Source organism: Solirubrobacter ginsenosidimutans (assembly GCF_027587205.1).
Genome location: NZ_JAPDOD010000028.1, coordinates 109,949 through 121,545, shown reverse-complemented (window position 1 = coordinate 121,545; position 11,597 = coordinate 109,949). Strand labels below are relative to the sequence as shown.

At 72.3% G+C, this 11,597-nt stretch carries 10 protein-coding genes; 2 read left to right on the top strand and 8 right to left on the bottom strand.

The features are described 5' to 3' along the window. Nucleotides 1-756: UvrD-helicase domain-containing protein (locus tag OM076_RS26755; protein WP_270043167.1), on the bottom strand; the 756-nt coding region annotated here is incomplete at its 3' end. Beyond that, a complete protein-coding gene (locus OM076_RS26750; protein ID WP_270043166.1) occupies nt 753-3,689 on the bottom strand; it encodes a PD-(D/E)XK nuclease family protein in 2,937 nt (978 codons plus the stop codon). The genes OM076_RS26750 and OM076_RS26755, both read right to left, overlap by 4 nt. A 165-nt stretch (nt 3,690-3,854) precedes the next feature. Here OM076_RS26750 and OM076_RS26745 point away from each other — a divergent pair, with 165 nt between their 5' ends. After that, a complete protein-coding gene (locus tag OM076_RS26745; protein ID WP_270043165.1) occupies nt 3,855-4,184 on the top strand; it encodes a hypothetical protein in 330 nt (109 codons plus the stop codon). Here the strand turns inward: OM076_RS26745 and OM076_RS26740 are convergent. The 3 genes from OM076_RS26740 to OM076_RS26730 all read right to left on the bottom strand — a co-directional run bounded on the left by OM076_RS26740 (nt 4,181) and on the right by OM076_RS26730 (nt 8,524). Next, entirely contained in the window at nt 4,181-4,816 is a 636-nt protein-coding gene (locus OM076_RS26740) for a DUF559 domain-containing protein (RefSeq protein WP_270043164.1), read from the bottom strand. The two genes, OM076_RS26745 and OM076_RS26740, sit on opposite strands and share 4 nt — an antisense overlap. 293 nt (nt 4,817-5,109) lie before the next feature. Beyond that, nucleotides 5,110-7,359: a type IA DNA topoisomerase gene (locus OM076_RS26735; protein WP_270043163.1), complete on the bottom strand. Its 2,250-nt coding sequence runs from the start codon at nt 7,357-7,359 to the stop codon at nt 5,110-5,112. 19 nt (nt 7,360-7,378) lie between these two features. Next, nucleotides 7,379-8,524, bottom strand: a complete 1,146-nt coding sequence (locus OM076_RS26730) for a MarP family serine protease (RefSeq protein WP_270043162.1) — start codon at nt 8,522-8,524, stop codon at nt 7,379-7,381. A 41-nt stretch (nt 8,525-8,565) separates the two neighbouring features. Between OM076_RS26730 and OM076_RS26725 the strand changes: the two genes are divergently transcribed. Beyond that, nucleotides 8,566-10,287: a penicillin-binding transpeptidase domain-containing protein gene (locus OM076_RS26725; RefSeq protein WP_270043161.1), complete on the top strand. Its 1,722-nt coding sequence runs from the start codon at nt 8,566-8,568 to the stop codon at nt 10,285-10,287. Here OM076_RS26725 and OM076_RS26720 read toward each other — a convergent pair. From OM076_RS26720 to OM076_RS26710, 3 genes are read right to left on the bottom strand one after another with little or no spacing between them, the layout of a single operon-like run. Next, nucleotides 10,284-10,835: a hypothetical protein gene (locus tag OM076_RS26720; protein WP_270043160.1), complete on the bottom strand. Its 552-nt coding sequence runs from the start codon at nt 10,833-10,835 to the stop codon at nt 10,284-10,286. The genes OM076_RS26725 and OM076_RS26720 overlap by 4 nt on opposite strands. A gap of 12 nt (nt 10,836-10,847) precedes the next feature. Then, nucleotides 10,848-11,339: an SRPBCC family protein gene (locus OM076_RS26715; protein WP_270043159.1), complete on the bottom strand. Its 492-nt coding sequence runs from the start codon at nt 11,337-11,339 to the stop codon at nt 10,848-10,850. Between the two features lie 23 nt (nt 11,340-11,362). Next, nucleotides 11,363-11,560, bottom strand: a complete 198-nt coding sequence (locus OM076_RS26710; protein ID WP_270043158.1) for a hypothetical protein — start codon at nt 11,558-11,560, stop codon at nt 11,363-11,365. Nucleotides 11,561-11,597: the final 37 nt, after the last annotated feature.

Here is an 11,597-nt window from a genome sequence, read left to right as displayed (position 1 = left end):
CGGCGCGGCCGAGCCGAGGCCACCGGCCGCCGCGGGCCCGCCGCCCGCCGCGTGCGCGGCGCTCTCGCGCGCCGCGTCCAGCACCTCGCGGCACTGCTCGAGCGCCTCTCTCGCCGCGGTCACGCGGACGCCTCCGCCGGCCAGGCGGAGGTCGTCCAGCGCGGCCTCGCGGGTCGCCGCCAGGGTCGTCGGGTCCGGGACGCGCGGGGGCGGCGGGATCACCAGTCGCGGGCGGGCGTGGCCGCGGGCGCGGAGGCTCGCGTAGGCGCCCTGGACCAGGTCGCGCAGGGCGGGGCCATAGGAGGCAGCGAGGTCGATCGCGTCGGCGCCGTGGCGGCGCGCCCACGTCTCGAGTGCCTCCTCATACGCGGTCTCGGCGAGGCGTTCGGCGGACGTCGCCTCGAGCACCTCGAAATGCGGGTCCAGGCCCGCGGCGAGCGGTTGCGCTCGCAGGAGCCGCGCGCAGAAGCCGTGGATCGTGCCGATCCACGCGCCGTCGACGGCGCGGGCGTGCTCGTCCTCCCCCAGCTCGGTCAGGCGCCGTCGCAGCCGCTCGGCCAGCTCGCCCGCGGCCTTCTCGGTGAAGGTCAGCGCGAGGATCGCGTTCACGGCGAGGCCGTCGTCGCGGATCGCTGAGGCGATGCGCTCGACCATCACGGCGGTCTTGCCGGAGCCGGCGTTCGCGGTGAGCAGGGAGGAGTGGCCGCGGGCGTCGATCGCCGCGCGCTGCTCGGGGGTCCAGCGGCGAGCGGTCATGCGGCGCGGCAGATCCCCGGGTGGGCGCAGCCGCCCTGGTAGCCGCAGCGGTCGGGGCAGGGCGCGATCCGGCCGGCGCGCAGGCCTGCGGCGGCCTGGGCGGCGATCGCGCGGGAGTCCTGCAGCCGCTCCTCCAGTGTCGCTTGATCGGTCACGTCGCCGTTGACGTAGCGACCCGGGATGCCCTCGCGGACGATGCCGCGCGGGCGCTGGTCGGCGGTGCCGATCGGCTGGTAGAGCGCGCCGACGATCTCGACCCCGAGGTGCTCGCGCACCGCCAGCGCGTAGAGCGCGGCCTGGATGCGCCCGTCCTCCGCCCAGCGCGCACCCGCGTAGACGGTGCGGCCCTTGTAGTCGCGCACGATCGCCTGGTTGCCGCGCAGGTCCACGCGATCCACCCGCCCGCTCACCGCGACCCCGTCGAGCATGTAGTCGTCGAAGCTCCACTCCAGCTGGGTCGGCTCGAAGCCCGCACCGGTCGCGGTCTCGTGGCGGATGTAGCGCTCCAGATCGACCTCCAGCGCGCGGGCCGCGGCCTTCCCCGCCGTCGTCTTGGAGGCCTTCTGCAGCGCCTGGATCGCGGCGTGCAGCTCCTGGAGCGCGTCCGCGAGCGAGGCGGGTGTGAGCCGGGCCGAGCCCGTCCGCTCCTTCAGCCCCTGCAGCGTCCGTTCGAGGACCTCGTGGGCGAGCGAGCCGCGTTGCATCGGCAACGGGTCCGCGTCGACGGGGTCGGGCTTGAGCACATGCTCGATCAGCCACTTGACCGGGCAGGTCGCGAACGTCTCCAGCCCGCGCGCGGACTCGCGATCGCGGGCGGCGAGCAGCGTCAGTACCTGCTGGTCGCTCGGCGCCTGCAGCGGGGCCGGGTCCGGCGCCTCGCCGCCCGCGGCCTGCGCGCGACGCAGCTCGTGGGGCGTGGGCGCCTCGGCCGGCGGCCAGGTGATTTCCGCCAGCAGCCGGCGGCCGCGGTCCTCCCAGAGTGCGTCGGTGAAGAGCGCGCGGACGTCGTCGAGGAACGGCGACGGCTGCTGCGGGCCGCCCTCCTCGTCGCTGCTGCGGAAGCTGAGGAACAGCGCCTCCTCAGGCCGCGAGACGCAGGCGTAGAACAGCGACCGCTCGCGCGGGAGCGTCGCTTCGTGGCGCGGGAGCACGAGTCCCGACGCGACCGCCAGGTCGAAGCGCGCGCTGTCGTCGAGGAACGGCTCGGGCTGCGGGCGCTGCGGCAGCTCGCCCTCTTGCAACCCGCACACGAGGATCCCACGGAAGCGCCGGGCGCGGATCGCCAGCGGGTCGGCGAGCAGCACGCCGGGCATCCCGTCCTCGACGGGCGCCGTCTCGCGCACCTCGATGCCGCCGATAGCGTCGAGCAGCTCGCTCGGGCTCCCCGCCAGCGCGGGGTCCTGCTCGCCGAGCCGGATCAGCTCCTTCGTGGCGGCCCGCAGCTCGCGGGCGGCGCGCGCGTCGGCCTCGGCGTCCGGGTCGAGCACGTCCGCGCGCCGCACGTGCTTCGCGGTCCAGATCGCCTCGGCCTCGGCGAGGAGCGCGGTGAGGAACGGCGCGACGCCTTCCTCGGCCGCGGCGGCGAGAGCGTCGAGCTCTGTCAGGTCACGCCCGCCGAGCCGCTGCCAGTGGAACCGCGCGTCGCGGGCCGTGCGCGCCGCGTGGCGGCGGACCTGGACCTCGAGCCGGTCGGCCGACGGCGTGCCCGCCCGCGCGGCCCGGTCGTCCGCCGCCGCGATGGGCGGCTCGTCGGCCCCCGCCGCGGGCCGCACGGCGCCCGCCTCCTCGCCCAGCTTCCCCGGGGTGCGCAGCCACGTCACGACGTCGTTCGCGGTTCCCCCGAGGGCGGCGCGGGCGAAGGCCAGGACGCCGGTGCCGAGGCGGGTGTGCGCGAACGGGGTGCGGCGATCGCGCGCGACGGGGATGCCGTAGGACGCGAGGACCTGGGCGAAGAGGTCGGCGTTGGAGCGGACGAGGACCGCGATGTCCTCCGGCGCCATGCCGTCGCGCAGGAGCTCGAGGACGGAGGCGCCGACGAGCTCGGCCTCGGCGCGCTCGCCGCCGGCTTCGAGCAGCCGCACGGCGCCGTTGGGCGCTACGACGGCCGGTTCCGGCTCAAACAGGGAGCGCTCGAGGTGGTGCAGCGCGCCGCGGGCGCTGGGGGCGTAGTGCTCCGAGCGGGGTTCGAGAATCACGTGCTCGCGGGCGAGCGGCTTGAGCAGCTCGACCGTCGCGGCGCTGCCCGCGAGGGCGGCGCGGCCGGGCTCGTAGCTCAGCGCGACGGTGACGTCGGTGTCGGTGTGGCGGACGAGCTGCTCGACGAGATCGAGCTGGGCGGGGGTGAGATCGTCAAAGCCGTAGAGGAGCAGCGGGCCGCCGCTGTAGCCCTCGCGGACCTTCTCCAGCGCGGCGCGGGCGAGGCCGTCGGCGTCGAGGGCGCCCAACGCGTCCAGGCGGCGGTGATAGGCCGAGTAGAGCGCCGCGAGCTCCGCCGCGTGCGGTGGGGCGGTGCCCGCTTCGCGCCACGCCCGCACGGCCGCGCCGAACCGGCCCGGGGAGGCGAGCGAGCGCTGGAGCTCGGCGAAGAAGTCACCCAGCGCGTCGGCGAAGCCCGGGCTCTTGGCCGAAGCGGCCAGCACGGCGAGCTCCACGTCGCGGATCGACGCGCGCACGACGCGGTCACGGGCGAGACGGCCGAGCGGCTTGCCGCGGACGCCGGCGGCGCGGGCGATGTCGCGGATGAGCCGCGGGAAGGTCGTGACGTCGGCGCCGAAGACCAGCCCCGCCCCGGCGATCTCGCGGGCGTAGTGGGCGGCGTCGGCGGACGTCGGCACGACGAGCACCGGATCGCGCGAGATCGACGCGCGCAGGCGTTCCAGGACGGCGCCCGCCTTGGCGGCGTTGGCGGGACCGGTGATCAGCGTCAGGGGCATGGCGGACCTCATAGGGTCGCGCGCGGGTCGGCTGGAATCGTCGCGGCCGGCCCTTGCTCCCGCACGTTGCGCCACAAACGTCCGCTGGACGAATGTTGGACGGCACTGGGCGTTAAGAGTTGCGACCCTGCCTTTTGTCCATAAGGAACCTCTCCGGAGGCAGTGATGCCGACCCTGCACCTCCCCGCCGCCCACACAGACACGGATGTCGCCCTCGCCACCGAGGTGGCGCACGTGGTCGGCAGTCACGAGCTCTATGTGACGTGGACGCACGGCGAGGGTCCGGGCTTGCCGCCGGAGGTCGAAACGCTGACGCCCGACGAGACGCAGCAGAGCCCGATCTCCCCGTTCGCCGAGGTCGTGGTCGCCATGGTCCAGGGCATCTCGGCGATCTGGAACGCCTTCATCCGCCCGCCGAGCACCCGCGCCGAGCTCCCCGCCCCGCGGGATGACCGCCACGCGCCCCGCTCGGCGGACGCCGAGCCGACCCCCTAAGCCTCCTTCACCCCCGCGGCCTTGAGCCGCGCGAGAACGAGGCGCGGGTTACGCATGTCCGCGCTCGTGACCCGCAGGACGCGTTCACCCGCAGCCTCAAGCTCGGCCTGACGCTGAGCATCGTCCGCGCGGGCGAGCGGATCGTCGTGCCACTGCACGCTGTCGACCTCGACGATCAACCGGTGCTGCGGCCAATAGAGATCCGGGAACACGGTCCTCCCGGGCAGGCGGTAGACCGGGTTGGCGAGCGGGGGTTCGAGGCCTGAGCGCACGACGAAGTCGTGGACCCGGTCCTCGAGCGGGCTCCGCGTGGGTGCGGCGCCGAGGTCGAGGATCGACTTCGGCAGCTGCTCGAGCTCGGCGGCGGTGAACTTCGCCGCGCGGAGCGCGCGCTTGACGACCGGCTCCTCCGCGACGCGCGCGAGGTCGATCACGGTCCGGAGCTTCGGCGTCACCGGGATCCCTTTGAGAATCTCGCGCTCGATGTTCTTGGAGCGATGGGCCTTGATCCGGGGATGACGGTGCTTCGACGGAGCCGTGATCTCGAACGGCCGCCCGTCCCAGCGCACCAGCTCACGGAGCGCCGCGGCGGAGTAGTGGGACAGGACCGCGTACGGTCCACACGCTTTCACCGCCGCCAGCCATCGCCCTTCGGTCGGGATGTTGTGGTGGCCCCAAGCAAAAACAGCCCGGTAAAGGGGGTGGAGAGTGGCCCGCCGCACCCGCACTCGGATCGCCTCGAGGGTCAAACCGCAGTCGAGCAGCTCGTCGAGATGCAGGACGCCCCATTGACCGGCGGCAAGTCGCGCGGCTCGTTCGTCGGGAGTGGTCCCTAAACGTTGCTCTACAACGTTTTCTGACCACTTGGGCGACATGGCCGGAGCATTTCGCTCCGGCCTGTGACGGATCTACACGGCTTTGCGAATTAAGCGGCTTCGGACTGTGCCGAAACTGCGGAGCCGCCCGCCTCGGCGGTCGCGGCGGGCGCCGGGTCTTCGCCCTCGGGGGGCTTGGCGCCTTCGCGGGCCCACGGCTCGTCGAACTCGACGCGCCAGCGGCCCTCTTCGGTCTGCATCAACGCGAGCTTCGCGCGGAAGGAGCGGCCCGAGCGGCCCTTGAAGCCGGTCACCGCCTTCTCCGTCCGGCCCTTGGAGATCAGCTCGCGGGCGACGGCCGGCGCGAGGGTCTTGCCCGCCTTGCTCTTCCAGATGACGAACCCGCAGCCCGGGTCCTCGCGGCCCCAGCAGGAGAAGCCCTTGCGGTTCTCGACGATGTCGTGACCGCAGACCGGGCACGGGCCCATGTTCGCCCGCGGAATCCGGATGTCCTTGAGCTTCTCGTCCAGGGTGGTGACCGTCGCGCCGGCGAACTCGGCGATGTCGGCCATGAAGCGCTGGCGCGCCTCCTCGCCCTGCTCGATCCGCGACAGCCGGTGCTCCCAGTCGCCGGTCAAAGAGGGCGACGTCAAGGCGTGGTCGTCCAGCAAGGAGATCACGCCCAGGCCCTTCTCGGTGCAGACCAGCGAGCGACCGTCGCGCTCGACGTAGCCCACGTCGATCAGGCGCTCGATGATCGCCGCCCGCGTGGCGGGGGTGCCGATGCCGGAGTCCTTCATCGCCTCGCGCAGCTCGTCGTCGTCGACGAGCTTGCCCGCGGTCTCCATCGCGCCCAGGAGCGAGGCGTCGGAGTAGCGCCGCGGCGGCTGGGTGACCTTCTCCTGGGAGGCGACCTCGCGCACCGAGACGTTCTCGCCCTTCTCGAGCTTGGGGAGCGTCTGGTTGTCGTTCTCGTCGTCGTCGGAGGCCTTGGCCTCGTCCAGACCCGCCTCGTCGTAGACGCCGCGCCAGCCGGCCTCCATCAGCACCCGCCCGGACGTCCGGAACACGTATTCCAGAACCGTCGTCTCCAGCCGCGTGTTCTCGAACACCGCGTCCGGGTGGAAGACGGCCAGGAAGCGCCGCGTGACCATGTCGTAGACGCGCCGGTCGTCGTCTGAGAGCTTGTCGAGCTTGTGCTCGGAATTGGTCGGGATGATCGCGTGATGGTCGGTGACCTTCGCGTCGTTGATCACGCGACCCAGCGGCAGGACGTCGAGCCCGGTCACGTACGCGGCAGCCCGCGCGTACTCCTTGTGCGTCCCGACCAAAGACGCGATCGGCTTGATCTCGCCGATCATGTCCGACGGCAGGAAGCGCGACGACGTACGCGGATACGTGAGGACCTTGTGCTCCTCGTACAGCCGCTGCGCCGCCGCCAGGGTACGCCGCGCGGAGAACCCGAAGCGCGTGTTCGCCTCCCGCTGCAACGACGTGAGGTCGTACAGGAGCGGCGCCTTCTCGCGGCGCGTGGTCTTCTCGAGCTTGGTGATCTCGCCGGAGCCGCCCTCGACGGCCGCGACGATCGCCGAAGCCTCCTCGGCGGTCTTCAGCCGCGGGTGCGCACCCGCGTGGAAGCGCCCCACATAGCGACGCCCCGAATCGCCGGAAACCGGCTCGAACGTCGCATCGACCAGCCAGTAGGGCTCCGGCACGAACGCCCGGATCTCCTCCTCGCGGCGCGCGATGATCGCCAGCGTCGGCGTCTGCACCCGCCCCAACGACACCGCGCCGTCAAAGGACGACCGAAGCCGGATCGTCGCCGCGCGCGTCGCGTTCATGCCGACGATCCAGTCCGCCTCCGAGCGCGACCGCGCGGCCTGCTCCAGGAGCTCGAACTCCGAGGCCGGCCGCAGAGAGGAGAACGCCTCCTTGATCGCCTTCGACGTCATCGAGGAGAGCCACAGCCGGCGGACCGGCTTCTTCGCGCCCGCCTTCTCGAACGTCCAGGCGAAGATCAGCTCGCCCTCGCGCCCGGCATCGCAGGCGTTGATGACTTCGTCGACGTCGTCGCGCTTGAGCATGCGCGTGATGACGGACATCTGCTTGCGCGAGCGCTCGTCGCGCACCACCAGCTTGAACTTCGGCGGCACGATCGGCAGATCGGCCATGCGCCACTTCTTGTACTTGGCGTCGTATTCGTCCGGCTCGGCGAGCTGGACGAGGTGCCCGACCGCCCACGTCACGACGTGGGAATCGGACTCGAGATAGCCCTCGTGCTTGGCGAACGCGCCGGGCAGGGCCTTGGTCAGGTCCCGGCCTACGGACGGCTTCTCGGCGATGACAAGGATCTTCCCCATTCGCGCCGGGAGGGTAGCGCTACCCCGTGCAGGGTCCAGTGGAGACGCCCGAAGAGTGCGACGCCTTCTCGAGCGCCGCACGCACCTGCGCGTTGGGCACGCCGAACCCGCCGCGCGGGCCGGAAGTGGTCGCCGCGAAGACCGTCGTGACCACCCGCCCCTGCGAATCGACCATCGGCCCGCCGGAGTTGCCGGAGCGCACTGCGCCGCGCAGCGAGGTGATCGAGCGCCGCACCGGGCCCTGCCCGTAGGCGTCCTGCGTGATGACCTCGCGGGTCGCCCCGATCCTCCCCGCGCGCACGTCGTACGGCCCGTTGCCCGGGAAGCCGAGGATCGCCGCCGACGTGCCCGACTTCGGCGTCTGCACGATCTGCAGCGGGTCCGCCTTCAGACCTGGAACCCGCAGCACGGCGAGATCGTTCTTGGGGTCGAAGGCGAGCGCCTGCGCGTCGATTCCAGGTTGGCGCCCCCGCAGCAGCACCCGCGTGTCCTTCTGCCCCGCGACCACGTGCGCGTTGGTCACGACGAGCTCCGGGCCCGCCACCCAGCCGGACCCCTCGACGCCCAGCCCGCAGGCGCTGCCGAGGACCTTCACCACCGAGTCCGCCGCGGCCACGACGCCCGCCGCGCGAGCGATCCCCGCGGTCGGCGCCGGAACGCGCGCCTCGGGGCCGTCGATGCGCGGGAACGGGTCCAGCCGCGCCAGCGCCTCGATCAGCCCGCTCGACGGCGGGAGCACCGTGTTGAGGTGCTGCAGAATCGTGGAGCGCTGGACCTCGCGCCGCGCCTCGCCGCCGTTGGCGAGCGCCAGGGCGCCCAGCACCCACGTGATCCCGAGCCCGACGACGGCGGTCAGAACGGCACCCAACGCACCATCGACGGCGGTTGCGGCGGGCGAGGACACCCGGCCGCGCAAGCGCGCGCCCACCCCCTCGAATCCGAGCGCGAAGACCATCCCCGCGATCAGCGCTCCGACGAGGCCGAAGGCGGGAGACCAGGGGGAGCGCCGCCCCTGATCGAGCAGCAGCGGGCCGAGCCGGGTGCCCACGTACGCGCCAACCGCGAACCCGGCCAGCGCGAGCGCTCCTGCGACGAATCCCTGCGCCCAGCCGAACAGGGCCAGCAGCAGGACGACCCCCACGATCAGCCAGTCGATGCCCGTCACGTAGCACCGAGCGTACCGGCGGGCACGTACGATCCAGTTCGTTGACCAGCAGCACGCCCCGCTCGCGTCCGCGCCGACGCCGGCACGCCATCGCCGACCCCCGCCGCTTCGCCCCACTCGCGGCAACAGCGCTCGTCGCCCTGATCGCGGGCGTCGCGCTCGGCGCCGGGCACGTCCCGGCCGAGCGCAAGACCGCAACCGCTTTCGCGGAGGCCTGGTCGCGCGGTGACGAGAAGGCGATGTACGCGCTGCTCAGCGACGACGCCAAGCAGCGCACGAGCGAGGCGCGGCTGCAGCGCACCTACAAACAGGCCGCGGACACGCTGACGCTCACCAAGGTCAGGGCGGGCCGAGTGGTCGACGACACGACGATCCCGATCGCGCTCGACACCCGCCTGTTCGGGACGCTGCGCGGCACGCTGGTCCTCCCGATGGGCGACCGCAAGGACGCCGATCCGGGCGTCGACTGGCGCGCCGAGCTGGTCTACCCCGGCCTGCGGCGTGGCGAGAAGCTGCGGCGCGAGACGTCGCTGCCGCCGCGCGCCACGATCGAGGCGCGCGACGGGACCCCGCTGGCGAAGGGCCCGGATCGCTTGTCCGACCTCGGACCGCTGGCGAGCGAGATCGCCGGCACCGTCGGCCCCGCCCCGCCCGCCCGCGCGGCGGAGCTCGCGGCCCGGGGCGTCCCGAAGGGCGCGGCGGTCGGCCTGACCGGCCTCGAGCGCGAGTTCGACGAGCGCCTGACCGGCACGCCCGGCGGCATCCTGTTCGCCGGCAAGCGCGTGCTCGCCAACGTGCGGGCCAAGCAGGGCGAAGCCGTGCGCACGTCGATCGACACGAAGATCCAGCGCGCGGCGGTCGAGGCGCTCGCCGGGCGCTACGGCGGGATCGCGGTGGTCTCCCCGCAGACCGGCGAGGTGCTCGCGCTGGCCGGGATCGCGTCCTCCGCGCCCCAGCCGCCCGGCTCGACCTTCAAGATCGTCACCCTCGCCGGCGTGCTGCAGAACAAGATCGCCAAGCGCAGCGCGACCTTCCAGTACCAGAACGCGGCGACGATCGAAGGCGTCGAGGTCCAGAACGCCAACGGCGAGTCCTGCGGCGGCTCGCTCGAGCTCTCCTTCGCGCACTCCTGCAACAGCGTCTTCGCGCCGCTGGGCGCCAAGCTGGGCGCCGAGAAGCTCGTCGCCACCGCGCAGAAGTTCGGCTTCAACGAGGACCCGCTCGTCGCGGGCGCCGCCCGCTCGACGATCCCCGCCGCGGGCGAGATCGGCGACGACCTGGCCGTGGGCTCCTCGGCGATCGGCCAGGGCAAGGTCCTGGCGACGCCGCTGCAGATGGCGCTGGTGGCCGCGACGATCGGCGCCGACGGGATGCGCCCGAAGCCCACGCTGCTCAAGGGCGCCGACCCCGAGCGGGTGCGCGCGACCTCGAAGTCCGTCGCCCGCACGATCAAGAGCTACATGCGCACGGTCGTGACCGACGGCACCGGCGGCGCGGCCGCGCTCCCCGGGATCAAGGTCTCGGGCAAGACCGGGACCGCCGAGCTGCGGACCACGGTCAAGGAGGAGCCGGCGCCCGAGCTCGCCGATCCCAACACCCCGCCGCCCGAGGACGACACGACCGACACCGACGCGTGGTTCGTCGCCTTCGCGCCTTACAGCAAGCCGAGCATCGCCGTCGCGGTGATGCTCGTCGGACAGGGCACCGGAGGCGACACCGCCGCGCCCGCGGCGGGTGCCGTCCTCAAAGCCGCGCTGAGCTAGAGATCGAGGTCGACCTCGGCGCTTTCCGCGCCCTCATGCTCGATCGAGAGCTTGAGCGGGCGGTTCTGCAGCGAGGTGGTCTTCAGGCGGAACAGGATCAGCGAGCCCTGGATGGGACCGCTCGACGCGGCGGAGTCGGGCGTCGGCAGGACCTGCGCGTGCTGCAGCAGGATGGGGTCGTAGACGAACACGTTCGTCGCGCTGTCCAGGGGCACCGGCTCGTACTTGTTGCCTTCGGTGTCGGTGATCACGAACGTGTCCGTCGGCATGAGTGGGACGTCCGAGTAGTTCTTGACGCGCATCCACACGCCGAACCAGATCTCGTCGCCCGGCAGATTGGGGCTGACGCCCGGCGGAAGGCCCTGGAGGTATTGCTTGTCCTCGACGTCGCCCGGGTTCAGGTAGCGCGACAGCTGGATCTGGTAGGTCAAGCCGGCGACGTCGACGTAGACGCCTTCGGTCTCGGCGATCGTGGTGACGGCCGTTTTGTACCCGCAGCCGGCGACGAAGACGGCGACGCATGCGAGGAGGACGAGCTTGCGCAACATTGGCGGCGGAGGTTACAGCCCGCCGACCGTGGCGCGCTTGCCGCGGTCGATGTCCTCTTCGAGGATCGACTGCATCCGGCTCAGCGCCTTGCGGAGGCCGCGCTTGGTCCACCCGCGACGGCGCGAGACCGCCTCGATGAACTTGTCGGTGATCAGCGCCGGCTCGGACTCGGTTGAGACCTCCACCCGCGTGGCCTTCCCCGACGGCGAGAGCGTCCACGTCGTCCACGTCTTGTTGCGGTTGAACTTCCCCTCGCGACCCGCGGCGACGATCTTGTGCGGCCGCTCGACCTCGATGAAGGTCATGTCGCCCCAGGCGAAGCGGTCGCGCGTCTCGAGCTTGAAGCGGGCACCGGCGCCGCGGCCGACCGAATCGACGCGGGTCAGCCGCCACTCCGTCAGGTAATGGTCGGAGAACTCCGGGTGATTGGCGATGTCGGCCAGATAGTCGAAGACCTCTTCACGAGGCCGGTCGATCACGACGTGTGCGGTCACGGGGTCCATTTCGACCCCGCAGAATAGTCCGTTCAGGCCGCGATTCGCCGTCTGACGGTGAGCTCGTGCTCGGCGGAGTGCACGACCTCGCTGCGCGTCGGGGTGTCGTCGCGCAGCGGACGGCACAGCTCGCAGACCATCCGCTCGGCGTAGAAGTAGACCGTCTCACCCATCAGCGGGGTGCGATGACAGCCCTCGCAGCCCTCGGCGGTGCCCTTCAGGGCGCGCATGCTCGAACGCACGAAGGAAAGCTCGGGAGGCCCGAAG

Coding starts and splice junctions, on each gene's coding strand:
- OM076_RS26750 (WP_270043166.1), bottom strand. CDS start 3,689: ATGCCCCTGACGCTGATCACCGGTCCCGCCAACGCCGCCAAGGCGGGC.
- OM076_RS26745 (WP_270043165.1), top strand. CDS start 3,855: ATGCCGACCCTGCACCTCCCCGCCGCCCACACAGACACGGATGTCGCC.
- OM076_RS26735 (WP_270043163.1), bottom strand. CDS start 7,359: ATGGGGAAGATCCTTGTCATCGCCGAGAAGCCGTCCGTAGGCCGGGAC.
- OM076_RS26720 (WP_270043160.1), bottom strand. CDS start 10,835: ATGTTGCGCAAGCTCGTCCTCCTCGCATGCGTCGCCGTCTTCGTCGCC.
- OM076_RS26715 (WP_270043159.1), bottom strand. CDS start 11,339: ATGGACCCCGTGACCGCACACGTCGTGATCGACCGGCCTCGTGAAGAG.
- OM076_RS26710 (WP_270043158.1), bottom strand. CDS start 11,560: ATGCGCGCCCTGAAGGGCACCGCCGAGGGCTGCGAGGGCTGTCATCGC.